The organism is Aeromonas sp. 2MA4 (genome assembly GCF_029237305.1).
GTDB lineage: Bacteria > Pseudomonadota > Gammaproteobacteria > Enterobacterales > Aeromonadaceae > Aeromonas > Aeromonas salmonicida.
Genome location: NZ_JAACFY010000002.1, coordinates 260,185 through 284,512, shown reverse-complemented (window position 1 = coordinate 284,512; position 24,328 = coordinate 260,185). Strand labels below are relative to the sequence as shown.

Genomic DNA, 24,328 nt, shown 5'->3' with positions numbered 1-24,328 from the left:
AGCGCTCACTTGGTCCTTTTCATGACGGTATGCCTGCAAAGGCACGCTGCAGCTTGATAGCCGGACCCCATCCCAACCTTCCCTCTGACAGGGAAGGCGGTTGATGTTGCATCTCCTTCCCTGCCGGGTGGGGCAGTTTGCTCCGCCTTCTTGAGAAGGGAGAAGCCGGGGTCTGGTATAAATCTGCTCCTAGCGAATGCCCCCAAAACAGAGATATTTGGTTTCCAGATACTCTTCCAGCCCCTCGGCCGCCCCTTCGCGGCCCAGACCCGACTCCTTGATGCCGCCAAAGGGGGCCAGCTCGGTGGAGATGATCCCCTCGTTGATGCCCACCATGCCGTATTCGAGCTGTTCGGCCACCCGCCACACCCTGGCGATATCCCGGCCATAGAAGTAGGCGGCCAGCCCGTAGGGGGTGTCGTTGGCGATGGCGATGGCCTCGGCTTCGGTGTCAAAACGTACCAGCGGAGCGACCGGGCCGAAGATCTCCTCCTGCAAAATGGGGTTGGTTTTATCGACATTGCCCAAAATGGTGGGCTGGTAGAACAGCGGGCCGGCGGGATGCGGCTCGCCGCCCACCAGCACCTTGGCGCCGGCGGCTTCGGCCTGCTTGACCAGCTCGGCCACCTTGCTGGCCGCGGCGGCGTTGATCAGCGGGCCTATCTGGGTGCCCTCGCTCATGCCATCCCCCACCTTGAAGCCCTGCACGGCGGCAGTCAGCCTCTCGGCGAAGGCATCGTAGACACCGGCCTGCACCAGGATACGGTTGGCGCAGACGCAAGTCTGGCCCGCATTGCGGTACTTGGAGGCGAGCGCCCCGGCGATGGCGGCGTCGAGATCGGCATCGTCAAACACGATGAAGGGGGCGTTGCCACCCAGCTCCAGCGACAGCTTCTTCATGGTGTCGGCGCACTGGCGCATCAGCAGCTTGCCGATGCGGGTCGAGCCGGTGAAGGAGAGCTTGCGCACAGCCTTGTTGTTGCACAGCTCGTTGCCCACCGCTGACGAGTGATGGGTAGTAACGATATTGATAACGCCAGCCGGAATGCCGGCCGCTTCCGCCAGCGCAGCCAGCGCCAGTGCGCACAGCGGCGTCTCGGCGGCAGGTTTGATGACGATGGTGCAACCGGCTGCCAGTGCCGGGCCCGCCTTGCGGGTGATCATGGCGATGGGGAAGTTCCATGGCGTGATGGCGGCGACCACCCCCACCGGCTGCTTGATGGTGGCCAGACGCCTGTCGCTGGAAAAACCCGGAATGGTGCGGCCATAGGCGCGCTTGCCCTCTTCTGCGAACCACTGGATGAAGCTGGCGCCGTAGGCCACTTCCCCCTTGGCCTCGGCCAGCGGCTTGCCCTGCTCGCAGGTCATGATGCGAGCCAGCTCGTCCTGATTGGCCATGATGAGTTCAAACCAGGCGTAGAGTTTGTTGCTGCGCTCCTTGGCCGTGAGGGCGGCCCAGGGCGCTTGCGCCGCACTGGCGGCCTCGATGGCGCAGCGGGTGTCCACCTCGTCCATGTCGGGTACCTGGGTGATGATCTGGCCATTGGCCGGATTGAGTACCTCGAAGTGGCGTCCGCTATGCGCCTCGCACCAGCGACCATCTATATAGGCAAGGGACTTGATCAAGGAGAGAGCGGGTTGTGATGCTGACATAGAAGGAAGCCTCGATTGTGGGTCAGGGTGGCCAAGGGATCCTGTGCTGCCACCGTATAGAATAATAAGCACAGGAAGACCATAAATTGAGCTTAAATGTTTTTCAAGTGTTAAATATATTTGAGTAAACGGGGCGCTGCATGCTAGAAATGGAGCTGTTAGGGCGATTTTACCGGTTTTTGTGGGATTGGGTGTGCAAAATAATGAACGGCACGTGCCGTGCAGGATAACGAACAGGTCCGGCAATGTGACTCGCTATTTTAACCGGTTGCGCCCTCGAACCGATCCGCAAGCACACTCGACAGGCACACAAGCAGATAAATACGCAAGCCGGCAGGCACACAAGGAGGTGGGCGATGCAGCAACCACAAGCAGAGGCAAAGCGGCAGACCATGACGGCTAACCCGTTTACGGACAAGAGTATGGGGGAGCGCCTCGCCGCCACACGCCGCCGTCTCGGGCTCTCCCAGCGACGGGTCGCCGAGCTGAGCGGGCTGACCCACGGCGCCATCTGCATGATAGAGCAGGACAAGGTGAGCCCGTCGGTGGCCTCCTTGCAGAAGCTGCTTAACGTCTATGAGTTGCCGCTGTCGCGTTTCTTTGCCGAGGAGGAGGGGCGTGCGCCAAGCGTGGTGATCAAGGCCGAGCAGCTGATCGAGCTGGGCAGTCAGGGGGTTTCCATGAAGCTGGTGCACAACGGCAATAATCGTCGCCAGCTTGGCTTCATGCTGGAGACTTATGCCCCCGGCACCGACACTGGCGGTCAGGTCAAACATCTGGGGGAGGAGGTCGGTACCGTGCTGGAAGGGTCTGTGATCCTGACTGTGGCCGGGCAGACCTATCCACTCAGTGCCGGGGACAGCTATGTGATCGACACAGGCGAGCCCCACAGTTTCAGCAATCCGTCGGGGCAGACTTGTCGCATCGTCAGCGCCCATACCCCGGCCAACTTCTAGTGTCGAGGCTATGTCTCGTTTGGGAAAAGAACCGGTAAGGAAACAGGGATCATGACCGAGCATGTAAACAGTTACTACGCAGCCAGTGCCAATCATCACGCACCCTATCCGACATTGACCGAGCAGCTTGAGTGCGATGTCTGCATCATAGGGGCAGGTTACACCGGCCTTTCCAGTGCGCTGCATCTGGTGGAAAAGGGCTATTCGGTGGTGGTGCTGGAGGCGGCCCGGGTAGGCTTTGGTGCCAGCGGTCGCAACGGCGGCCAGATCGTCAACTCCTACAGCCGCGACATCGACACCATAGAAGCGAACTGCCCGCCGGATCAGGCAAGGCTGCTCGGCTCCATGTTGTTTGAAGGGGGGCAGATCATCCGCGAGCGGATCAAACGCTACAACATCCAGTGCGACCTGCAGGAGGGGGGTGTCTTTGCCGCCGAGACGGAGCGCCAGCTCCATGAGCTCAAGGCCCAGCAGGCCCGCTGGCAGAAGTGGGGCAACGACAAGCTGGAGTTGCTCGACGGGGACGGGATCCGCGAGGTGGTAGCGAGTGATCGCTACGTCGGCGGCCTGCTCGACAAGAGTGGCGGCCATATCCACCCCCTCAACCTGGCGCTGGGGGAGGCCGAAGCCATCCGCATGCAGGGGGGGCGGATTTTTGAGCAATCTGCCGTCACCAGCATCACCCCGGGCCAACCAGCACTGGTGAAGACCGCCAAGGGGGCGGTGAAGGCGCGCTTCGTGGTGGTGGCTGGCAACGCCTATCTCGGCAACCTGGTGCCCGAGCTCGCTGGCAAGAGCATGCCCTGCGGTACCCAGGTGATCGCCACCGAGGTGCTGGGGGAGGAGCGCGCCCGCTCCCTCTTGCCGCAAAATTACTGCCTGGAAGATTGCAACTACCTGCTCGACTACTACCGCACCTCCGGCGATCACCGTCTGCTCTACGGCGGTGGCGTTGTGTATGGCGCGCGGGATCCGGCGGATATCGAACGGCTGATCATCCCCAAAATGCTCAAGACCTTCCCGCAGCTGGCAGGCGTCAAGGTGGAGTACACCTGGACCGGCAACTTCCTGCTGACCCTGTCTCGCCTGCCGCAGTTTGGCCGCATCGGCCCCAACATCTATTACATGCAGGGTTACAGCGGTCACGGTGTCACCTGTACCCATCTGGCGGGCAAGCTGCTCTCCGAGGTATTGAGTGGTCAGGCAGAGCGCTTCGATGCCTTCGCCAAGCTGCCGCACTATCCCTTCCCCGGTGGCCGCCTGTTCCGTATCCCCTTTACCGCCGCTGGCGCCGCCTGGTATACCCTGCGCGACCGCTTGGGGGTGTAAGCGCCGCCGATTCAGCCTGCAGGTCGTTCACCTTGGCAGATGCCAGAAACAACAAGGCCACCGTTATGGTGGCCTTGTTGTTGACTGCAGTGACAGACCCGCTGGCTCGGTAATCCGAAGAGGCAGGCCGCAGCAGTTAAACGGACTCGATATAGTAGGCCTCAACGGTGCCTTTCAGGGTGATCAGGATCGGCTGACCGCGACGATCCAGCGCCTTGGGGGAGGGGATTTTCACCCAGCCTTCACTGATGCAATACTCCTCGACATCGGTGCGCTCTTTACCATTGAGTCGAATACCGATCGGGTGTTCGAAACAGGCTGCGACATGGTGCGGGCTGCGCGGGTTGCCCGCAAGGTGATCCGGCAGTGCCGGTTTGGTGTTGGTATCGCTCATCAATATGACCTGAAATGGGTAAAAAGTGCGTCATTGTAGAGAATGCCGTCATGGCATTCAAGGTGGTCATAAAGCCCACAAGCAGCACCCGCCACCCATTTTTGGGGCCTCATTATTGCTCGTTGGTGTTCAGGATGTTTATTGGTTTTTTCGGTCAGTGTCGGGCTTGGCTGACCGTTTGACATGACGGTGTGCAACATATTAACGGGACTGCGTTTCGCTTTGTTTTCTGAATGCACTGGGTGTCAGCCCGGTTAGGCGAGAAAATTCGCGATTAAAGTTGGATTTGGTCTGGAAGCCCGCATTCATCAATATCTGGGTGACGGTTTCATCTGTCGTCAGTAGCGCTTTTTTGGCATGCTCGATACGATATTCATTGATCACTCTGGATATGCTTTTTTTATGTACCTGATTGACCGCCGTCGAGATCTGTTTGGCGGGAATGCCCAGCTTGCGCGACAGCATTGCCAATGTCAGATCCGGATCGAGATAGCTTGCTTTTTCTTGCATCAGCTTATCCAGCATGACGGTAATCTCGTTGGCACGCTCTTCTGTCAGCAATGGTTCCGCGCTTGGCACCTTGGATATATGCGGTTTCTCTGGTTTACCAACGTCATCAAATGATGGCGTATTGACACCCACCATGATTACGGCAAGTGCCAGTGCTGGCAGCAGTATCAAGTGACCTAGCGTTAGAATATAAAGGGAAAACTTGCCCTGATTAACCGCAAAGTCGATGGATATAGCGGTATCAATCACCGCAGAGAATAATAACATCCAACCCGCTGCGTTTTCGGCCCTTTTCACTCCTTCCCAATGACTTAACGAGACATGGATGAGGAGCGGCTCCTTCGCGGAATAACGTACCAGAGCAATACCATAAAACAGATAAATTGCAGTGAGGATCTCATCCAGAGGTAGCGCAAAAAAGGAGTGAGTAAAGAGGCTGATCGCCACCAATATAGGCCCGATGGCATGTTTATAAGCAATTCTGCCTGTGTCGGTGCTCGCACGGGTAAAAATGTGCCAGGCCGCGACCGGGATGAGTGATGCAAGTATTGGCTGGGTAAAACTGAAGAGAGCAATATCGAAAGTCCAGCGAAGTCCTACAAGTCCGGTGGTAGCCGCACAGAGCGCCAAAAACAGGCAAGCCGTTTTTGCTTGTTCGGCCAATCGCACATACAGGGTCACCGCCAGCAAGGTCAGCATTAGAGAGACAACGAAGGGTACGGGAATTGCGAGCATAACTGATCCAGATCCCAGCCATGGTAGTGAAAAGATAACGTCATGCCAGCATAACGGTTCGCATCCACGTAAAGAAGAATGTCACGGACAAAGACAGGTTTTAGCACGTCCTAAAACCGGTTTCAGGACGTCTCACGCCGCGTTCGCCACCAAGATGGGTGACCAAATAACGCTGGAGATATCCTGAATGTTCTCTTTTTATTTACTTGCGTGGCGCCGTTGCTTTGATTTTTCCGGTTTCTCCTCCAGAAAGGAGTTCTGGATGTTCATGTGGGTGCACTTGTTGGTCACTCTTATGTGTATCGCACTGGATGTGCGACTGGATGATATGACCTGGCTGGATATGGGCTATGGCGTGGCAAGTGCCATTCCCGTGGTTGCACTTATCGTCCGCCGTCTGCACGATATTGATCGTTCGGGATGGTGGGGATGTGTCTTTTTTGTCCCTGTCATCGGCCCCTTTGTGTTGCTCTATTTTCTCTCGCAACAAGGCGATTCATACGCTCAATCAGCGGGGAAGACATGATGAAACATTATCTATGGCTGTTCATGCTGGCATGTCCGGTCCTGCTCGCCGAGACTGTTGATATTCATGATTTCCCCAAGGGGGCGCTGGGTATATTGTCGGTAGAGCGTTTGACTCAGGGAAGTCTTTTATGGATGCAGGGGCGAGTTGGTGAAGGGAGCTATACCACAGCTGATAGTGAAGGTCGCCACTGTACAGTCAAGGTACCGGTTGTGGTTGGGCGGGTAGCAAATACCGGGCTGGGGATAGACTCAGTGACGGGACTTTCGATCATTGTGATGAATCAACAGCTAAGTGACGCCTTGATCAAGGGCGAGCGTATTAATAGCAACGAATGGCATTTTGCCGGGATGGCAGAACAGTTGTCAGCAGATGGTTACATAGTAAAAGGCATTGAGGCAGATGAAGGGTTTGTTCTAAATTCAAAACGGCGCTGGATTTCCTGGTTGCTGGATGACAAAGCCGCGTTGAACTGCCGCTAATTGAATATAAAAAACACCGCCAGCTGGCGGTGTTTTGATATGTCGGCTTATTGAGCCAGTGATTTCAGTTGCTGCTTGTCCGGCGGGTTATTCCAGTCGATGGGGCCGTGGGTGAAGCGATACTGCAGGCGGGGCAGGCTGGTTTCCAGCCACTCTTCCCGAAAATAGGCGTAGCCCTGATCCCAGTCGGGATCGTTTGCCCAGCCGCTTTGCAGGAAGTAGAGGCGAGTACCCTGACCTTCAGGCACAAAACGCAGGCTGACCTGAGTTTTTTGCAGACGAATATGGGGCAGGGAGGGCGGAAAGTTCCAGCTGAAGCTGAGCAGGTCGTGGGGCATGACGGCCATCACCCGACAGCCTTCGCTACCACGTTCACCCAGCGGGGCATCGGGCCTGAAATAGATCTCGAAGGGACCATTCGGTTCGGGCACCATCAGGCATTCCGGCGCCAGGAAGCTGCGCAGGCCGCTCTCGGTTGTCCAGGCACGCCAGACATCGTCGATATGGGCCGGAACAAAGATGTTGCCTTCTATCTGCTTGTTATCCATAAATCAGCGAGCCTCAAACCATCCATACATGGGACTCAGGCAGTATAGCCCCATGGGCGATAAAATGGACAGAGGTGTGTCACACCCGTGCCATCGGTCGGCCGTTATCCTAACCATGATATTTGACACTGTGTGGCGATCCATCCGACAGTGTTGCCAAGTGATAACAGTGACGAAGGAAGGCCTGATGATCAGAGTCATACGAGAGACGGATATTCCCCAATTGGCGCAGCTGTACCTGAAGGGGCGGCGTCAGACCTTTCACTGGGTCGACCCTTCCCACTTTCGGCTTGAGGATTTCGACGAGCATACCCGGGGCGAGCAGCTCTGGGTGGCTGAACAGGGTGGCACCCCTTGCGGGTTTGTTTCCATCTGGGGGGATGAGAGCTTCGTGCATCATCTCTACGTGTCGGCCGACTGGCATGGTCAGGGGCTGGGGCGGGCACTGCTGACCCAGGGGTTGGCGGCTTGTCGGAAGCCGGCCTCACTCAAGGTGGCGACCCACAATACCTCTGCTCTGGCCTTTTATCATCGCCTCGGCTGGCAGAATACGGAGGAAACGGGTCACTGCGAGATCACAGGCCCCTGGCGTCGCTTGATCCTCAAATAACATGATGTGAAGCGCGAGGGTGAGAATATAGGGATGGCAGGCATGGGGCGCTATGGGGCAGTAATATATAGCGCCATTCGTCTACCTTGAGCCTCGTCTGAGTGGTACAGGTTTTAACCACAATGGCCAATTGTGAAAATAGCTGACATAAGTGTGATGAGAAATATGCCAGGGTGTGTCCGTCTATTTGTCAGGCACGCCGGGGAGAATTGTGTGGTGAGCGATCACGGCGGTTGCGACAATGAGCAACGAGTGAATAAAGTCGCTGGCATATTCAGCCAATCGTTTTTGTTAAGAAAGTGACAGGAACTATAAAAACAGTATGTTGTTATCAAACAGGCATGCTATTCTCAAGCTGTGTTATCCCTGTGACAAACAAAAATAATTTTGTGAGGAAGTAATGAACGAATTTCTGAAAGTTCTGCTGAACATTCGCAGCCTGCGTGCTGCCATCCGTGAATTGCCGTTTGAACAGCTGCAAGAAGCGAAAGAAAAGTTTGAGCTGGTATATAACGAGCGCGCCGAGTCTGTCGAGCAAGAGCGTGCCGAGCAGGAAGAGCGTCAGCGCAAGCTGAGCGAGTTCACCGAAATGCTGCAGCAAGCCGGTATTGATCCCCGTGAGCTGATCAACAGCGCCGCTGCCCCTGCCGCCACTGCTGGCGCCGCCAAGAGCAAGCGTGCACCACGTCCTGCCAAGTACAAGTATCAGGAAGATGGCCAGGAGAAGACCTGGACCGGCCAGGGCCGTATGCCGAAAGCCATTGCCGAGCAAGTTGCGCTGGGCAAGGATCTGAATGATTTCCTGATCTGATCCACCGGATCGATCATGAATGATGCCGCCCGCGAGGCGGCATTATTATTTGTGCTCACCGAAGTATTCTCCTGTCAATTCCCTCCTCACTTTGTACCGTCCCTGTTTGTCGCAGTGCGACAGCATACTGTCAGCCGTGATGTTTGCCTTTCTTATTGGCCGATTAATTGTCATGTCTGCATCGGCTTGTGGTTTCCCCATCTTGTATTGCCAGCAGTTCACCGACGACCAATGAGAGACGAGTCACTGGACTCATACAGCCCATTGCATATTCGCCTCCATCATTCCCCAGAAAATTAGGGGGCATTAAGCTGCCCGCAAGCAAGCTACGATTCTTTTTACTCATCGAAGGGCTTTTTCCATTAACTGGCATGCTTTTCAGTTTTATCTGACATGGCATAAAGGGGAGCCGGTATGCCGGTTGCTGGTCATCGAGTGAAGAAAGAAGAGAGGTAGCGCGGATATTTTCTTTATCCCATCAAAAGCCCGCACCCTATGGTCTTTATCCTGAACGGATAAGTCTGGACCATTTTATTTGGCGACCTGGCTGACTAAATGGTAATGACGGGACTTGCAGATAATAAGGCTCCCGCTGGGGGAGCCTTCTCTTGTTCAGCTGGCCAATTGGGCATCCCAGTGTACCGTTCCGGGCTGGCGTCGGGTTCGGCTTTGGCGACGCATCTCGACAGCCTCGGCCAGCATGGCGAGCAGGGTCTGGGTATCGTCCCAGCACAGGCAGGCGTCGGTGACCGACTGGCCATAGGCGAGTTCGTTCAATGGTGCAGGCTTCTGGCTGCCCCCTTGCAAGAAGCTCTCGACCATGACGGCGGCGATGGCGTCGCTGCCTTCCCCCAGCTGACGGCAGAGCTCACCTGCCACCCGGATCTGATTTTTGTGCAGTTTCTGGCTGTTGCCGTGGCTGCAATCCACCATCAGGCGGTGGCTGAGCCCCTGCCGCGTCAGGCGTTCGGCGGCATCCTCCACGTCGCTCTGGTGATAATTGGGGCGGGTGCCGCCACGCAATATGATGTGGCCTGCGGGATTGCCTTCGCTCTTGATCACCACAATGCCGCCCTGACTGCCCGGCGCTGTGAACAGATGGGAGGCTTCACTGGCCTGAATGGCATCGATGGCGACCCGGATATTGCCGTCCGTGCCGTTCTTGAAGCCGACAGGGCAGGGCAGCGCCGAGGCCAGCTGACGGTGCACCTGGGATTCGGTGGTGCGGGCGCCGATGGCTCCCCAGCTGATGAGGTCGGCAAGATAGAGGAAGCTGGTGGTATCGAGAAACTCGGTGGCGGTGGCCAATCCCAGACGGTTGATGTCGAGCAGCAGCTGACGCGCCAGCCGCAGGCCGTGACCTATGTCGTTGCTGCCATCCAGATGGGGGTCGAATACCAGCCCCTTCCAGCCCACTGTGGTGCGTGGCTTCTCGAAATAGGTGCGCATCACTATCTGCAACCTGTCTTGATAGGCGTAGGCCAGCCGTACCAGTCGCTGTGCGTAATCGAGGGCGGCGAGGGGATCGTGGATGGAGCAGGGACCTATCACCACCAGCAGGCGATCGTCTTCTCCTGTCAGGATCTGGCGAACCTGCTGGCGATGGTGATCGATCTGCGCTGCAACCTCGCTGGGACAGGGATGAAGAGCCAACAGGTCGGCAGGAGTGGGAAGAGCCTCCACCGCGAAGGCGCGCATTACTGAGTTCAAAACTGCCATCTGGATTACCTTGCTGTGCAAACGGGAGCGAATGACGTGCGCTCCACATCCAAACCTGGGGCATGGAGAGAGGCTGCAATGGGGCGTCATCACTGTTTATTGTTGAGAGTGATTATCATTATCTGGTTGTTTGCATCAAATCAAGCACAACCGCTCGGATCACCACAATGGGGGGCAAGGAGCAAATCAGGGGAGTGCAGATAGCAATCAAGCCCATGACCGGCAGGCCATGAGCTTGATATTCCAAGGAAAAAATGGGCAGATCAGCTGTCCATCACATCGTGACGGGCGTGGTGATAGGCCTCTTCATCTTTGCCGTGGCGCCAGTAGGGGACTGCGTAGACCCGAGTGCGATCCACCTCCAAGGTGCGCCTGACGTGACGGCGCAATGGCACCACCAGCCCCTCTTCACCGCCGAACCAGAAGTAGCTCGCCTGCTCCTGCATCGGCAGGGCGGTGAAATACGCCACCAGTGGTTCAGTCTGCTCGGGGGTGCCGATAAACCAGCGCAAGGTCACGCCGGCGGGTAGTGACAGATCCTGTACATCTTCCTGATAGGGTACCAGCAGGGCGATGTGGCCCTGGGCGTCGGCGGGCATTACCTCGGCCATGGCGCTGATGGCGGGCAGGGAGGTGAGGTCACCCACCATGTAGTAGTGCCGGGCGGGCTGCAGCATGGGATCCGGGCCACCCGGGCCCGAGATGGCAAGCAGATCGCCGGGTTTGACCTGCATGGCAAAGCGGCTGGCGGGGCCGGCATCGCCGTGCAGCGCGAAGTCGATGTCCAGCTCCAGTGCCTCGCGACGAAATGCCCGTATGGTGAAGGTGCGCATGATGGGGCGCTGGCTCGGGTCTTCCCAGCGCGGCCCTTGCGGGGTGGGCGTGGGCAGTACGGCGTGGGTCTGGCCCGGCTGTGGCAGCATGATCTTGATATGAGCGCCGCCGCAGGTGAAGGGGTAGTCAGCGAGTTCCGGGCTGGTCAGGCAGACTCGGCGCAGGTGCGGGCTCACATCCCGGACGTGTTTGACCGTGAGCAGACGAGGGCGATTGACCGGGGTGGGCTGAGACATATGAATACTCCTGACTGACAATGGCGCCCATTTTTCATTAAATGAAAACTATTATCAATTGCTTTGTGTGACAGGCAATCAGGAAGTGGAGATCAAGAGGGGGAAAAAGCACCGCCTCTCATGGCATGAGAGGCGGTGTCGAGCGCGCTGGCTTAGCTGTGATCACTGCCCCCCAGCGCCTTGTAGATCCTGGCCATGGTGTTGAGCTGCTCCTTCTGTTGACCGAGCAGGGCCAGCTCGGCCTCCCACAGGCGGTTCTGCTCATCCAGCCAGGGTTGTACCCCGGTGGCACCGGCCTGGAAGCGAGCCCGGGCAAGCCGTTCCGCCTCTTTGGCAAACGTCAGCTGCTCGGCCAGATAGTTCAGGCGCTGCTCGCCGTGATGGCGGGCGGCCAGACCGTCTTCCACCTCGACCAGGGCGGTATAAAGCTGCTTGCGAAATTCGGTTTCGGCAATCTGGTAATCAAGCTCTGAGCTCGCAATGGAGATCCGGGTCTTGTTGTATTCGAGGAAAGGCAGCGTCAGGCTGGCACCCAGAGTGCCCACCGGATTTTGCAATACCTGGGTCAGGGTGTCCGAGGTGCTGCTGGCACCGCCGGTGAGACTCAATGAGGGATAGAAACCGGTGCGGATCTCATCCCCTTTTGCCAGTGTCTTGCGCAGGCGCAACTCGGCGGCGCGCACGTCGGGGCGCCGCGCCAGCACATCCGCTGGAATGCCGACCGCCAGTGATGGCACCGGGGTCGTCGTCAGTGCTGTCGGGGCAAATTCCAGCGGTCCGCTGCTGCGCCCAAGCAAGAGGCGCAGCCCGTTGCGGGCCTGTTCCTGCTGCATCAAGAGCGAAGTGAGCTCAGCTTGTTTGTTGGCCTTCTGCTGGCTGGCCTGCACCAGATCGAGCCGGGTGATGGCGCCGGCCTGGTACTTGGCCTGGGTCAGCTGTTCGGCGCGGGTGTAGTTTGCCAGTTGCCGCTCGCCCAGTGTGATGGCCGAGCCGAGATAGGCAAGCTGCCAGTACTGCTCCAGCGCCTTGCCGATCAGCATCAGGCGGGTGGCCGCCAGATCCTGGGCGGAAGCCTGGGCTTCCCAGCTCGCCTGATCCCGCGCCGAGGCGAGCCGACCCCAGAGATCCACCTCATAACTGAGGGTGAGAGAGGGGCCCATGCCGCTGCTGGCACTGCCATCTTTCAGATTTTTGGTGCCGTTGGCCCCCAGGCTGGCACTGACCGAGGGGGTCTGGTTGGTATCGGCAAAATCTGCGCCCAGCAGTGCGCTCCTGAGCCTCAACCCGGCGACCTGCATGTCAGGGTTGGCGGCCAGCACGGCTTCCACCAGTTGATCCAGCGCCGGATCATGGAACCCTTGCCACCAGAAGCCGGCCTGCTGATGGGTGAGGCCGTCATCCGGCTGTTGCCAGCTCGGAGCCAGTGCCAGATCTTGTCTGTGATAGGTGCTCTGCTGGCTGCAGGCGCTCGCGCCAGCAGCAAGGGCCAGGCAGAGCGCCAGTTTGGATAAGTTGTGCATCGTCATTCCCTCGCCAGCGCCTCGACCGGATCGAGCCGGGCGGCATTGCGGGCGGGCAGGTAACCAAACAGGATCCCGATGAGCGAGGAGCAACCAAACGCCATCAGGATGGAAAAGAGCGAGAACTGCATCTGAATACTCTCCACGAACAGGGAGAAGAGCAGGCCTATGAACAGGGAGACGCCGACCCCGAGCATGCCCCCGAGCAGGCTGACCATCACGGCCTCGATCAGAAACTGCTGCAAAATGTCGGACTGGCGAGCGCCGACCGCGATGCGGATCCCGATTTCGCGGGTACGCTCCACCACCGAGACCAGCATGATGTTCATCACCCCGACCCCGCCGACGATGAGGGAGATCACCGCGATGGCGGAGACCAGCAGCGTCATGGTGGCAGTGGTCTTCTCCACAGATTTGATGATGCTGTCGCTGCTGAAGGTGAAGAAGTCCTTCACTCCGTGGCGCTGGGTCAGCAGCTCGATGGCAGCCTGTTCGGCAAGGGCGGGTTGCACCCCGTCCTTGACCCGAATGGTGAGCTGGCTGAAGTGGTTCTGGGAGATGAGGCGGCTCATCACGGCGCTGTAGGGCAGCCAGACGTTCACTGACTGGCTGCTGCGGCTAAACCCCGTCTCCTCTTCCACCACACCAATGATGCGCACCGGCAGGGTGCCGACCAGTACCACCTGACCGACCGGATCTTCCTTGCCAAGCAGGCTCTCTATTGTTTTGCCATCCACCACTGCCACCGCGGCCCGGTTCTGGATATCGCGCTCGTCAAACAGGCGGCCACTGGTGAGCTTCATCCCCTTGACCCGGAAGAAGTCGCTGCCGACGCCCACTATGCTGCCACTGCTGGTTTTGTTGCGATAACGCAGCTGACCCGACGAGGCAATCTGGGGGCTGGCCCCTTCCAGATAAGGCTGGCCGAGCAGCGCATCGAGATCCCGCTTGTTGAGGGTCTGGATGCTGGCAGCCTTCTCGTCTCCCCAATCCTTGCCCGGGAAGATGTCGATGGTGTTGGTGCCCATGGCGTTGATCTGGTCGACCACCTTGGCTCGGGCCCCCTGACCGAGCGCGACCACGCTCACCACGGCGGCTATGCCTATGATGATGCCGAGCATGGTGAGGAAGGTGCGCATGCGGTGTGCCAGCATGGCGTGCAGCGCCATGCGTCCCGCCTCGCGATAGCGATCCCAGTCGTTGCCGCTCGCCCTGGCGGCGGGGGAGGCGGCCGGGAGGCGGGCTGTGGTCGTAGCCGGTTTACCGCTGTCTTCCAGCACCCGGCCATCGCGCAGCGTGATGATGCGATCCGCGTGGCTGGCCACTGCCATGTCGTGGGTCACCAGAATAATGGTGTGGCCCTGGACGTGCAGCTCCTTGAGGATGGCCATCACTTCCTTGCCGCTCTGGCTGTCGAGGGCACCCGTGGGTTCGTCCGCCAGTATCACTTCGCCGCCATTGGCCAGCGCCCGGGCAATGCTGACCCTCTGCTGTTGACCGCCGGAAAGCTGCCCCGGGGTGTGATGGCTGCGATCACTCAAGCCCAGCCGTGCCAGCAATGCGTTGGATCGTGCCTGCCGATCGGGGCGGGAGGTGCCGGCATAGACGGCCGGGATCTCCACGTTGGCGGCGGCGTTGAGGTGTGGCAGCAGATGGTAGCGTTGAAAGATGAAGCCAAAGTGGTGGCAGCGCAACCGGGCCAGGGAGAGGGCATCCAGAGTGGCGGTGTCCTGCCCCCGAAACAGATACTGGCCCGCGCTTGGGCGATCTAGGCAGCCTAGCAGGTTCATCAGGGTGGATTTGCCGGAGCCGGAGGCGCCGACGATGGCGATCATCTCACCCGCTTCAATGGTCAGATCCAGCGGATGCAGGACGGTAACCTCCTGCTCTCCGCTCTGGTAGCGTCGCTCTATCCCTTTGAGCTGGATCAGTGGCTCACTCACAACATCATCTCCACATCGGGGCCGTTGACGGGAGCACTTTGACCCAGCTTGACCTTGTCCTGCTCGGTGAGGCCGCTGACTACCTCGACCTTGATGTCATCTTTCATGCCGGTCTTGATGCGGCGTGTCTCTTTCTGATCGTCATCCTTGATCAGGGTGACTTCGTACTCGTTCTCCCCCAGTTTCTTGCCAAGGGCCGTCTGCGGAATGGTCAGCACCTGCTTGCGCTCGCCGAGCACTATGGTGACTTGCGTGGTCATGGCGACTCGCAGGGTGTGATCCGGATTGGGTACGTCGAACAGGGCGTAGTAATAGACGGCGGCATTGTTGGTGGCCGTGGTGCTGGTGGCCTGCTCGTTGATGTTGGTGGGGGCCAGTTCGACCGTGCGCAGGGTGCCGTGATAACGGGTATCCGCATCCCCCATCAGGGTGAAATAGACCGGCATGCCTGCCTTGACCCGGGTGACATCCGCCTCCGAGATCTGTGCCTTGACCGTCATGGTTTCCAGATTGGCGAGCTTGAGCAGGGTGGGCACCGTCTGGCTGGCAGCCAGGGTCTGGCCCTGGCGGGTCACTATGCTGACGACTGTGCCATCCATGGGGGCCAGAATGCGGTTATAGCCCAGCTCCGTCTTGGTGCGATCCACCTTGATCAGCGCATTTTCGATCTCGGCCTGGGCGCTCTGCAACTCGGCCCGGGTGACCGCCAACTGGGCTTCGGCGTTCTCCAGATCGGCGCGGGAGCTGGCTTCCTGCTTGAACATCTGCTGCTGACGGCGCCAGGCCAGCTCGTTTTGCTTGAGCTGTGCCTGTTTGATCTTGAGCTGGGCACGGCGGCTGGCAAGATCCGCCTCGGCGGTCTTGAGGTTGTTCTGGGCGATCAGGGGATCTATCTCGGCCAGCAGGTCACCCTGCTTGACGCTCTGTCCTGCCTCGACGGCCAGATAGGTCACCTGACCCGAGACCTGGGCACCTACATCCACCTGCTCTATGGCCTGCAAGACGCCGCTGGCCAGCACTGTCTGCTCCACATCCTGGCGGGTCACTGGCGCGCTCAGCACCGGGTCCAGGGTCGTATTCGGCCAGGCCAGCCAGGTGATGGCGGCCAGGGGGATGAGTGCGAGCAGGGCAAATTTTCTCTGCTTGGGAGTTATCTTCATTTATCACCTGAATGAAACGTGCGAAGGCATGCAAGGGCAATATCCTGCAGCAAACGAGGCTTAAAAAACAGCGATGAATATGTAAGGAAACATGTAGATAGGCTTGTCAATAGTGAGGCTGCCAGCGGGCTGGGCAGCGGTGGCGGCAATGAGCGAGTCGCGTGGCGAACGGGAAAAGTGCGGGTGTTGACGGCAACAAGAGGGGATAGGGGGAGATGAGGCGCCCACCACTTGAGCAAGCGCCTGTCAGGTTAGCTGACGGCTTTGAGCTGCTCTACGTAGGGTTCGTGGCAGATCTGGATATCGATCGGCAGCTTGTAGATAAGCAGACGGGCCAGGGATCCTTCCATCCAGTGATGGCGGCTGCCCACCAGCAGCAGATCCGTCGGGTGTGAAGCCAGCCAGTGCTTCAGGTCCGACACAACGTCATCGACCACCAGGCACTGATAATCCACTGGATGCTGCAAGGTGGTGATGAGTTCACTGATGATGGCCTTGGCATCCAATGTGCCCTGGGCACTGCGCTCTTCTTCGGACAGCGACAGGCTTTCGCGGCGCACCTTGCTGCTATGAGTCAGGTGCAGCAGGGTCAGCTCAGTGCCCATGCCCTGTGCCAACCGGCTTGCTTTGGCCAGCGTCTCCTGCTCGTAATCCTTGCCTTCCAGCAAGAGCACAATATGGGTTGAGGTCATAAGCAGTTCTCCTTGGCATGACGCGGGTCACCAGAGACACCAGGTGTGTCTCTTACCACTGTGTTCCCGCTATATATATGGTATGGCGCTAACATGTCCTGGTCGTCTGGCGTCACCCTCTGTCGGTGATGCATAGTAAAGCCATGTTCGTTTACATCAGCATAACAGACCGAGTTGAATGGAGAATGAAGGGATCCCGGATATTTGGCGGTTAGTGGGGGAATTGCGGATAAAAATGGTATTTTTTTAGCATGTTTGCATGGTTAGCAAGCACTGCATATCTGAATCATGCTGCCTGGTCTCTACCTGAGTATCGCGTGACGCCGTGAGCACGAACAAGCAGGATGAGGGAAGTTGACGACAGGGCGTACAGAAAAAGTCGAATGCCGACCGAGGTGGCGTGTCAAAGCCATGGGGTAGAAAGAGAGAGCAGGGAACCCGGCATGTACCGCTTCCCTGCCACTTGGCATCACACCGGGTCTGTTGACAGATAGTGGGCCAGCCAGGGCAGACCCTCCTTCTTGCGGCTGACGGCACCGGCCAGATGGATGGGTTGCTCGGGCAAGATGCCGTTGCTGGCGAAATAGAGCAGGCTGTTCCCCTTGGCGAGATCGGTCAGCATCAACACATAGGCATCCAGCTTGTCCTGTTCCAGCCGGGCCTGCATGGCCTGAACCAGCTCTGCTTGCCGTGACTGAAGCTGTGCCGGATCCATCACGCATATCTGGCTGACAGACAGTGTGTAACCGGCAATCTGGTACGCCTTCTCATCGGCGATGAGCAGCTCGGCCAGGGGAGCATCACCTAACTGGGTGCGGCGTTCCAGCAGGGTCTGCGCGAAGGGCTCCAGCGCCAGATCGGCCAGGGGCAGCAGCGCATTGACGGCGGCGCGATCACGGGGCGTGGTCGTCGGCGAGGTGAGGCTGAAGGTGTCGCTGATGATGGCGCCCAGCAGCAGGCGAGCCTGTGAACGGGAGAGGCTGTCATAGCCCATCAGCTCCAACAGCACAGTGGCACTGCAACCCACGGCGCGGATCCAGGCATCGAGAGGGCCCCGAGTCACAAGAGTGCCGATCCTGTGGTGATCGATCAGCCCCTGCACGTCCGCCTCGGCAAGGCCCTCTGGCCCCTGCTCCAGCTCGCTGAAATCGACCAGAAACACAGATTTGTTGGCCACGCTGCCCTGCAGCAGGGGCGGGGCACCGACCCCGGCGGTTTCCAGAATGAAGCGGGTCTCGGCGATGGGGTCACCCAGTGCATAGGCCTGGGCCGGTCTGCCCTGGCCATTGAGCCAGTCGGCGGTGACCAGAGCGGTGCAGATGCTGTCGCTATCGGGGTTCTTGTGACCAAACACGTGGAGCATAAAGGCATTCCTGACGTTGGAGGCGCCTGGTCGACCGCGCAAGGACGCTGGCCGGACAAGGGGGCAGATAAAACAGGTGAAGGCGCACGGGTTTTTGCTCCCGACCCGGTCTCACTCTATGCGTCGGTGCTGGCCATGGCAACCTGGATGACTCGCACCGTCCTTGATGGTCACACCGTCACCTAGCTGGTTGTGTCGCTTGTCCGAGCACCTTGTTACTGAGCCAGACCCGGCACTCGGAGCTGGGTCTGGTTGCTGTGCGGCGCTATTGAGGTTGAGCCAGGATTGGCTCCCACACTCGATCCGGGCCAGAGAGTTCCCTGGATGCTGGCTAACCAAGCGGCTGGTTTGTGGGGAAAAATAGAAGAGAGGATCGGGCGATCGCAACGTCAGATAGCCATATTCAGATAGCTATATAAAGAAGGGGAACCTCACACCCGCAGGTGTGAGGTTCCCCTGTTACTGGCCGTGTTGGGCGTTCCTTCTCAGGAGGCAAGCAGCTCGCGGGCGTTGGCCAGGGTATTGTCGGTGATATGATCGCCTCCCAGCAGACGAGCCAGCTCCTTGAGGCGGGCGCCCTGATCCAGTGCCTGCATCTGGGTTTCCGTTGTCTTGCCGTCTGTGTGCTTGCTCACCACCATGTGCTGGTGGCCCTTGCCTGCTACCTGGGGCAGGTGAGTGACCACCATGACCTGTGTGGATTCACCGAGCTGGCGCAGCAAACGACCCACCACTGCGGCGGTGGGGCCGCTGATCCCCACGTCCACCTCATCGAAAATCAGGGTCGGGGTCGAGACCTTGCGGGCGCTGATCACGACGATGGCGAGGCTGATCCGCGACAGTTCACCGCCCGAGGCCACCTTGCCCAGCGGCTGGATTGGTTGCCCCGGGTTGGTGGTGACCATAAATTCCACCCGATCGATGCCGAGCGGCGACAGGCTGCTCTGGGCATCCGGCCGCACCTCGATGGCGAAGCGGCCGTCCGGCATCGCCAGCTCGTGCATGCTGGCGGTCACCTTGGTGCCGAGCTCCTCGGCGTAACGCTGACGGCTCTGGCTCAGTGCCTCTGCGGCCTGTACGAAGGCAAGGCGGGCTTCGGCCAGTTCATCTTCCATGCCTTCCAGGCGCTCTTCGTCCGAGTTGAGGCGGGCGAGATCACTGGCAAGATCCTGATGGTGCAGTGCCAGCTCGGCTGGTTTGACATGGTGCTTGCGGGCCAGATTGATGGCTTTGGAGAGGCGCGCCTCCAGCTCGGTGAAGCGCTCCGGGTCCAGCTCAAGTCGATCCAGATAGCTGCGCAGCTCGCTGTGGCTCTCCTGTACGCCTATCATCGCCTCGTTCAGCATCTCCAGCACAGGGCTGAGGCGGCTGTCCATGCCCACCAGGCTCTCGGCTTTGTCGACGGCAACCTGCAACAGGCCGGCGATGGTGGTCTCTTCGTTGTCATAGAGCAGATCGAGACAGGCGCCGCACTCCTGCATCAGCTCGGTGCCGTTGGCGAGCCGCTGATGCTCTTCTTCGATCGACTCGAACTCTCCCGGTTGCAAGGCAAATTCGTCCAGCTCCTGCACCTGATATTCGATGAGCTGACGGCGGGCTTCCCGCTGTTGCTGTTCGGCCTTGAGGCGATTGAGCTCGTTTTGCAGCTGGCGCCAGAGCTGATAGTGCTGGCGCACCTCTTCCAGCAGCAGGTGATGGCCGGCATAGCCATCCAGCAAGCTGAGCTGGTAGTCGGGTTTGAGCAGGAGCTGGTGGGCGTGCTGGCCGTGGACGTTGACCAGCAGTTGACCGAGATTTTTAAGCTGGGTCAGGGGGACGGGCACGCCGTTGATGTAGCTGCGTGATCGCCCTTCGGCAGAGAGAACCCGCCGCACTATGCATTCACCTTCGTTTTCCAGCTCGTTGGCGGCGAGCCAGGCACGGGCAGCTGGGTTGCCGTCCAGCAGGAAACGGGCGCTGACCTCTGTCTTGTCGCTATCGGGGCGCACCATGCTGGCCTCTGCCCGCTCACCCAGACAGAGGCCGAGTGCATCTATGGCGATGGATTTACCGGCACCCGTCTCACCCGTGATGCAGGTCATGCCGGGTTGCAGATCGAGTTCGAGAAACTTGACGATAGCGAAGTTGTTGACGGTCAGCTGGGTCAGCATGGTCTCATCCTGTATGGGCCAACATTACTGTGTATGCATCCAGTATATACTGGTTTTCCATACAGTAAAGAGTCGGCCCGCAACAGGATGGACAAGCACGGGTTGAAAGCGGCTTAGAACAGCTTGCTGCCCCAGCCGAGCTTGTTGCGCAGCACGTGGAAGTAGCTGTAATCGAGCGGATGCACCAGGTGCAGCTTGTGTTTGCTCTTCTTGATGAGGATCTCGTCCCCCGGGTGTACCGCCAGTGTCACCTGACCGTCGCAGCTCACCTGCATGGCATCATCCTGATTGTCCGGTGAGACCAGCAGGCGCACCTCGCTGTCCGCATCCAGCACTATGGGGCGGCTGCTCAGGGTGTGCGGGAACATGGGCACCAGCGTGATGGCGTTGAGCTTGGGAGTGAGGATGGCGCCGCCTGCCGATAGCGAATAGGCGGTGGAGCCGGTCGGGGTGGCGACTATGATGCCGTCCGAGCGCTGGCTGTACATGAAGCTGCCATCGATATAGACCTCGAACTCGATCATGTGGGCTATCTTGCCCGGGTGCAGCACGGCTTCGTTCACCGCCAGGTTGCTCGATTTGCGCTCCCCGTGACGATAGACGGCGGCTTCCAGCAAGAAGCGGTGTTCACTCTTGTAGTGGCCGGAAAGCACCTGTTCCAGCGGCAGCAGATAATCCTGCGGCGACAGGTCGGTCAAAAAGCCGAGATTGCCCCGGTTGACCCCGATCACCGCCACATCGAACCGTGACAGCACCCGGGCCGCTCCCAGCATGTTGCCGTCCCCGCCGACGACGATGGCCAAGTCCGCCTGCTCACCAAGCTGGACCAGATCCATCACGTTTTCATCCATGATGCCGAGGGTGTGGGCGACCCGGCTTTCGACCAGCACCTTGAAACCACGGGTAGTGAGATATTGATGCAAGCCGGTCAGGGTCTGGTTGGCCCCTTCGTGGTGGGGTTTGCCAATCAGGGCAATGGTTTTGAACGGAGAATCCATAGTCTGTCGGGTCTGGGATGAGTATTGGGGGGAGTATACCCCGCTTTGTGGGGGATTTGTCTGCTGCCAGCGCTCTGCTCGCGCCAGAGCACCGGGAAAAGTGGCAATTTGCCTGTCGGTGCGGCTCATTGGCGACGATAGCGCCTTTTTCCCCTTGAAAGCCGAGGCTGCGTCCCCATAATAGCGCCATTACAGGGTCTGTTGCCGACTTGTCTCGCACCCGAACGTCAGCAGACCCTCATAAGCAACCCTGAAATTGGAGATGTCATGAACCACGAAGAACAAAAGGTTGAAACGATGGAGCAAGTGGAAGCCCAGCCAGTCGAGCCGACCGATGTAGACAGTGAAGTGACAGCCGAGCAGGCCCGCATTGCCGAGCTGGAGGCCCAACTGGAAGCCGCCCAGCTGGCGTCCAATGAAGAGCGTGAGCGTGCCATTCGTGCCGTCGCCGAAATGGAAAACCTGCGTCGCCGTGCCGCCCAGGATGTGGAGAAGGCCCACAAGTTTGCGCTGGAGAAATTCGCCGCCGAACTGTTGCCGGTACTGGACAACCTGGAGCGCGCCATCGAGCTGGCCGACAAGGAGAGCGAAGAGCTCAAGCCGATGATAGAAGGGGTCGAGCTGACCCTGAAATCGATGCAAAGCGGCGTGGCCAAGTTTGGTCTGAATCCGCTTGATCCGCTCAATCAGCCGTTTGATCCCAATGCCCATCAGGCGATGAGCATGATCGAAAATGGCGAGCTGGCACCGAACACTGTCATCGCCGTGATGCAGAAGGGCTACGAGCTCAATGGCCGGGTGATCCGTCCGGCCATGGTGATGGTCTCCAAGGCGCCAGCCTGATTGCCATCGCTGTGCTGAGCCCGCCGCTCGGCGGGCTTTTTATTGGTTGCGGCGCCAACTGCTTGTTTTTGGCGTCATTTGGCAAGCATTCTTCCGTAAACAAGGCAAGAATGTGCGGTTTTTTGAGGGTAGGGCTTGAAGCGTCAACTTGAGACCCCATATAGGTTCCAAGGCCACGGCGGCACAAAAAATTTGATGCCGGGAGCTTGAAAGCCACACTGGCAGCCCCCACCTAGCCGTTAACGCATTAAGGCGAGTTCCTCGCCAGTTTATTCAAAGTATTTGGAGATTCGTCAAATGGGTAAAATCATCGGTATTGACCTGGGTACTACCAACTCCTGCGTCGCTATTCTGGATGGCGACACTGCTCGCGTGATCGAGAACGCAGAAGGCGATCGTACTACTCCGTCCATCATTGCCTATGCCGATGATGGCGAGATCCTGGTTGGTCAGCCGGCCAAGCGTCAGGCCATCACCAACCCGAAGAACACACTGTTCGCCATCAAGCGTCTGATCGGTCGCCGTTTCGAAGATGAAGAAGTGCAGCGTGACCTGAAGATCATGCCGTACGCCATCGCCAAGGCTGACAACGGTGATGCCTGGGTGGAAGTGAAGGGCAAGAAAATGGCACCGCCGCAGATCTCTGCCGAAGTGCTGAAGAAGATGAAGAAGACCGCCGAAGATTATCTGGGTGAGCCGGTGACCGAAGCCGTTATCACAGTGCCGGCCTACTTCAACGACGCCCAGCGTCAGGCTACCAAGGATGCAGGTCGCATCGCCGGTCTGGATGTAAAACGCATCATCAACGAACCGACCGCAGCGGCATTTGCCTACGGCGTGAACAAGGTCAAGGGTGAGCGCAAGGTTGCCGTGTATGACTTAGGGGGCGGTACTTTCGATATCTCCATCATCGAGATCGACGAAGTCGAAGGGGAAACCACCTTCGAAGTACTGGCGACCAACGGTAACACCCACCTGGGTGGTGAAGACTTCGACAACCGTGTCATCAACTATCTGGTAGATGAGTTCAAGCGTGAGCAGGGCATTGACCTGCGCAACGACCAGCTGGCCCTGCAGCGTCTGAAAGATGCCGCCGAGAAAGCCAAAATTGAGCTCTCTTCTGCCCAGCAGACCGACGTGAACCTGCCGTACATCACTGCAGATGCCACAGGTCCGAAGCACATGAACATCAAGGTGACCCGCGCCAAGCTGGAATCCCTGGTGGAAGACATGGTGAAAGACTCGCTCGAACCAGTTCGCACTGCCCTGAAAGACTCAGGCCTGGCAGTCGGCGAGATCGACGACGTTATCCTGGTGGGCGGTCAGACCCGTATGCCTATGGTGCAGAAGACAGTTGCCGAGTTCTTTGGCAAAGAGCCGCGTAAAGACGTCAACCCGGACGAAGCCGTGGCCATGGGTGCTGCCATCCAGGGTGCCGTACTGTCCGGTGAGAAGACCGACGTACTGCTGCTGGACGTGACCCCGCTCTCTCTGGGTATCGAAACCATGGGCAGCGTCATGACTGCGCTGATCGAGAAGAACACCACTATCCCGACCAAGAAGTCCCAGGTGTTCTCCACTGCCGAAGACAACCAGTCTGCCGTGACCATTCACGTGCTGCAGGGTGAGCGCAAGCGCGCCAGCGACAACAAGTCTCTGGGCCAGTTCAACCTGGAAGGCATTCGTCCGGCTCAGCGCGGCCTGCCGCAGATCGAAGTGACCTTCGACATCGATGCCAACGGTATCCTGCACGTCTCTGCCAAAGACAAGGAGACCAACAAGGAGCAGAAGATCACCATCCAGGCTTCCTCCGGTCTGTCTGATGAAGAGATCGAACGCATGGTACGCGAGGCAGAAGCCAACGCGGCCGAAGACAAGAAGTTTGAAGAGCTGGTGCAGACTCGCAACCAGGCTGACGGTCTGGTCCACTCTGTACGCAAGCAGATCACCGAAGCCGGTGACGCCCTGCCTGCCGACGACAAGACCAAGATCGAGACTGCATTGAGCGAGCTGGAAGCCGTCATCAAGGGTGACGACAAGGCTGTCATCGAAGCCAAACAGCAGGCTCTGCTGGAAGCGTCCCAGAAGCTGATGGAGATTGCCCAGCAGCAATCCCAGGCTCAGGGTGCTGGCGCCGATGCCAACCAGTCCTCTTCTTCCAAGGCTGACGACGACGTGGTCGATGCCGAGTTCGAAGAAGTGAAAGACGACAAGAAATAAGCCACACCCAGATGGGTAGAGCCCGCTCTACCCATCGGCTTGATCGATGAATTTACGGGCGTTGGGTGACCAACGCCCGTCTGCATAACTGTTTAC

General features: G+C 58.7%; 21 protein-coding genes. 8 read left to right on the top strand and 13 right to left on the bottom strand.

Translation table 11 applies throughout. From position 1 onward, the window contains the following. Nucleotides 1-189: 189 nt before the first annotated feature. Nucleotides 190-1,653, bottom strand: coding sequence for an NAD-dependent succinate-semialdehyde dehydrogenase (locus tag GWQ31_RS03835; protein WP_275908669.1), 1,464 nt, complete (start codon nt 1,651-1,653; stop codon nt 190-192). A 356-nt stretch (nt 1,654-2,009) separates the two neighbouring features. Here GWQ31_RS03835 and puuR point away from each other — a divergent pair, with 356 nt between their 5' ends. After that, the gene (gene puuR, locus GWQ31_RS03830; RefSeq protein WP_265462180.1) at nt 2,010-2,609 is read left to right on the top strand and encodes an HTH-type transcriptional regulator PuuR; all 600 of its coding nucleotides are present in this window, start codon (nt 2,010-2,012) and stop codon (nt 2,607-2,609) included. Nucleotides 2,610-2,660: 51 nt separating this feature from the next. Continuing rightward, the gene (locus GWQ31_RS03825; protein ID WP_265421286.1) at nt 2,661-3,938 is read left to right on the top strand and encodes an FAD-binding oxidoreductase; all 1,278 of its coding nucleotides are present in this window, start codon (nt 2,661-2,663) and stop codon (nt 3,936-3,938) included. A gap of 136 nt (nt 3,939-4,074) precedes the next feature. Here GWQ31_RS03825 and GWQ31_RS03820 read toward each other — a convergent pair whose 3' ends face one another. Beyond that, on the bottom strand, nt 4,075-4,332 hold the full coding sequence (locus GWQ31_RS03820; protein WP_005312504.1) for a DUF3297 family protein: 258 nt from the start codon (nt 4,330-4,332) through the stop codon (nt 4,075-4,077). 201 nt (nt 4,333-4,533) lie between these two features. Further along, nucleotides 4,534-5,577: an AraC family transcriptional regulator gene (locus GWQ31_RS03815; RefSeq protein ID WP_275908668.1), complete on the bottom strand. Its 1,044-nt coding sequence runs from the start codon at nt 5,575-5,577 to the stop codon at nt 4,534-4,536. Nucleotides 5,578-5,764: 187 nt separating this feature from the next. Here GWQ31_RS03815 and GWQ31_RS03810 point away from each other — a divergent pair, with 187 nt between their 5' ends. After that, the gene (locus GWQ31_RS03810; RefSeq protein WP_275908667.1) at nt 5,765-6,103 is read left to right on the top strand and encodes a DUF805 domain-containing protein; all 339 of its coding nucleotides are present in this window, start codon (nt 5,765-5,767) and stop codon (nt 6,101-6,103) included. Further along, a complete protein-coding gene (locus GWQ31_RS03805) occupies nt 6,103-6,585 on the top strand; it encodes a hypothetical protein (protein ID WP_275908666.1) in 483 nt (160 codons plus the stop codon). The genes GWQ31_RS03810 and GWQ31_RS03805 overlap by 1 nt, the downstream gene beginning before the upstream one ends. A 47-nt stretch (nt 6,586-6,632) precedes the next feature. Here the strand turns inward: GWQ31_RS03805 and GWQ31_RS03800 are convergent, their stop codons facing one another. Further along, nucleotides 6,633-7,133 (bottom strand): SRPBCC domain-containing protein, encoded by a 501-nt coding sequence (locus GWQ31_RS03800; protein WP_021138069.1) that lies wholly within the window; start codon nt 7,131-7,133, stop codon nt 6,633-6,635. Between the two features lie 187 nt (nt 7,134-7,320). Here GWQ31_RS03800 and GWQ31_RS03795 point away from each other — a divergent pair, with 187 nt between their 5' ends. Next, a complete protein-coding gene (locus GWQ31_RS03795; RefSeq protein ID WP_275908665.1) occupies nt 7,321-7,743 on the top strand; it encodes a GNAT family N-acetyltransferase in 423 nt (140 codons plus the stop codon). Between the two features lie 400 nt (nt 7,744-8,143). Then, a complete protein-coding gene (locus tag GWQ31_RS03790; RefSeq protein ID WP_005312526.1) occupies nt 8,144-8,554 on the top strand; it encodes an H-NS family nucleoid-associated regulatory protein in 411 nt (136 codons plus the stop codon). A gap of 612 nt (nt 8,555-9,166) precedes the next feature. On the opposite strand, the gene GWQ31_RS03785 is transcribed toward GWQ31_RS03790, so the two are convergent. The 9 genes from GWQ31_RS03785 to nadK form a co-directional block, all read right to left on the bottom strand. After that, a complete protein-coding gene (locus GWQ31_RS03785; RefSeq protein ID WP_275908664.1) occupies nt 9,167-10,273 on the bottom strand; it encodes a 3-deoxy-7-phosphoheptulonate synthase in 1,107 nt (368 codons plus the stop codon). Nucleotides 10,274-10,536: 263 nt separating this feature from the next. Next, a complete protein-coding gene (locus tag GWQ31_RS03780) occupies nt 10,537-11,343 on the bottom strand; it encodes a siderophore-interacting protein (protein WP_058394302.1) in 807 nt (268 codons plus the stop codon). Between the two features lie 152 nt (nt 11,344-11,495). Beyond that, the gene (locus GWQ31_RS03775) at nt 11,496-12,869 is read right to left on the bottom strand and encodes an efflux transporter outer membrane subunit (protein ID WP_275908663.1); all 1,374 of its coding nucleotides are present in this window, start codon (nt 12,867-12,869) and stop codon (nt 11,496-11,498) included. Continuing rightward, entirely contained in the window at nt 12,866-14,806 is a 1,941-nt protein-coding gene (locus GWQ31_RS03770) for a MacB family efflux pump subunit (protein WP_275908662.1), read from the bottom strand. The genes GWQ31_RS03775 and GWQ31_RS03770 overlap by 4 nt, the downstream gene beginning before the upstream one ends. Further along, nucleotides 14,803-15,966 carry an efflux RND transporter periplasmic adaptor subunit gene (locus GWQ31_RS03765; protein WP_275908661.1) on the bottom strand — a complete coding sequence of 388 codons (1,164 nt, stop codon included), beginning with the start codon at nt 15,964-15,966 and terminating at the stop codon, nt 14,803-14,805. Before GWQ31_RS03765 ends, GWQ31_RS03770 begins: the two co-directional genes overlap by 4 nt. Nucleotides 15,967-16,217: 251 nt before the next feature. After that, nucleotides 16,218-16,658 carry a universal stress protein gene (locus GWQ31_RS03760; RefSeq protein ID WP_005312572.1) on the bottom strand — a complete coding sequence of 147 codons (441 nt, stop codon included), beginning with the start codon at nt 16,656-16,658 and terminating at the stop codon, nt 16,218-16,220. A gap of 469 nt (nt 16,659-17,127) precedes the next feature. Next, the gene (locus GWQ31_RS03755) at nt 17,128-18,021 is read right to left on the bottom strand and encodes a DHHA2 domain-containing protein (RefSeq protein WP_275908660.1); all 894 of its coding nucleotides are present in this window, start codon (nt 18,019-18,021) and stop codon (nt 17,128-17,130) included. 485 nt (nt 18,022-18,506) lie between these two features. Further along, nucleotides 18,507-20,171, bottom strand: a complete 1,665-nt coding sequence (recN, locus tag GWQ31_RS03750; protein WP_275908659.1) for a DNA repair protein RecN — start codon at nt 20,169-20,171, stop codon at nt 18,507-18,509. A 113-nt stretch (nt 20,172-20,284) separates the two neighbouring features. Beyond that, nucleotides 20,285-21,169: an NAD(+) kinase gene (nadK, locus tag GWQ31_RS03745; protein WP_005312583.1), complete on the bottom strand. Its 885-nt coding sequence runs from the start codon at nt 21,167-21,169 to the stop codon at nt 20,285-20,287. A gap of 267 nt (nt 21,170-21,436) precedes the next feature. Here nadK and grpE point away from each other — a divergent pair, with 267 nt between their 5' ends. Both grpE and dnaK read left to right on the top strand, forming a co-directional pair. Beyond that, entirely contained in the window at nt 21,437-22,012 is a 576-nt protein-coding gene (gene grpE / locus GWQ31_RS03740) for a nucleotide exchange factor GrpE (RefSeq protein ID WP_005312586.1), read from the top strand. A gap of 297 nt (nt 22,013-22,309) precedes the next feature. Further along, nucleotides 22,310-24,232 carry a molecular chaperone DnaK gene (gene dnaK / locus GWQ31_RS03735; RefSeq protein WP_125606494.1) on the top strand — a complete coding sequence of 641 codons (1,923 nt, stop codon included), beginning with the start codon at nt 22,310-22,312 and terminating at the stop codon, nt 24,230-24,232. Nucleotides 24,233-24,328: the final 96 nt, after the last annotated feature.

Coding starts and splice junctions, on each gene's coding strand:
- GWQ31_RS03760 (WP_005312572.1), bottom strand. CDS start 16,658: ATGACCTCAACCCATATTGTGCTCTTGCTGGAAGGCAAGGATTACGAG.
- grpE (WP_005312586.1), top strand. CDS start 21,437: ATGAACCACGAAGAACAAAAGGTTGAAACGATGGAGCAAGTGGAAGCC.
- GWQ31_RS03790 (WP_005312526.1), top strand. CDS start 8,144: ATGAACGAATTTCTGAAAGTTCTGCTGAACATTCGCAGCCTGCGTGCT.
- GWQ31_RS03775 (WP_275908663.1), bottom strand. CDS start 12,869: ATGACGATGCACAACTTATCCAAACTGGCGCTCTGCCTGGCCCTTGCT.
- GWQ31_RS03795 (WP_275908665.1), top strand. CDS start 7,321: ATGATCAGAGTCATACGAGAGACGGATATTCCCCAATTGGCGCAGCTG.
- dnaK (WP_125606494.1), top strand. CDS start 22,310: ATGGGTAAAATCATCGGTATTGACCTGGGTACTACCAACTCCTGCGTC.
- GWQ31_RS03755 (WP_275908660.1), bottom strand. CDS start 18,021: ATGCTCCACGTGTTTGGTCACAAGAACCCCGATAGCGACAGCATCTGC.
- GWQ31_RS03820 (WP_005312504.1), bottom strand. CDS start 4,332: ATGAGCGATACCAACACCAAACCGGCACTGCCGGATCACCTTGCGGGC.
- puuR (WP_265462180.1), top strand. CDS start 2,010: ATGCAGCAACCACAAGCAGAGGCAAAGCGGCAGACCATGACGGCTAAC.
- GWQ31_RS03805 (WP_275908666.1), top strand. CDS start 6,103: ATGAAACATTATCTATGGCTGTTCATGCTGGCATGTCCGGTCCTGCTC.
- GWQ31_RS03780 (WP_058394302.1), bottom strand. CDS start 11,343: ATGTCTCAGCCCACCCCGGTCAATCGCCCTCGTCTGCTCACGGTCAAA.
- nadK (WP_005312583.1), bottom strand. CDS start 21,169: ATGGATTCTCCGTTCAAAACCATTGCCCTGATTGGCAAACCCCACCAC.
- GWQ31_RS03815 (WP_275908668.1), bottom strand. CDS start 5,577: ATGCTCGCAATTCCCGTACCCTTCGTTGTCTCTCTAATGCTGACCTTG.
- GWQ31_RS03825 (WP_265421286.1), top strand. CDS start 2,661: ATGACCGAGCATGTAAACAGTTACTACGCAGCCAGTGCCAATCATCAC.
- GWQ31_RS03765 (WP_275908661.1), bottom strand. CDS start 15,966: ATGAAGATAACTCCCAAGCAGAGAAAATTTGCCCTGCTCGCACTCATC.
- GWQ31_RS03785 (WP_275908664.1), bottom strand. CDS start 10,273: ATGGCAGTTTTGAACTCAGTAATGCGCGCCTTCGCGGTGGAGGCTCTT.
- GWQ31_RS03800 (WP_021138069.1), bottom strand. CDS start 7,133: ATGGATAACAAGCAGATAGAAGGCAACATCTTTGTTCCGGCCCATATC.
- GWQ31_RS03810 (WP_275908667.1), top strand. CDS start 5,765: ATGTTCTCTTTTTATTTACTTGCGTGGCGCCGTTGCTTTGATTTTTCC.
- GWQ31_RS03835 (WP_275908669.1), bottom strand. CDS start 1,653: ATGTCAGCATCACAACCCGCTCTCTCCTTGATCAAGTCCCTTGCCTAT.
- recN (WP_275908659.1), bottom strand. CDS start 20,171: ATGCTGACCCAGCTGACCGTCAACAACTTCGCTATCGTCAAGTTTCTC.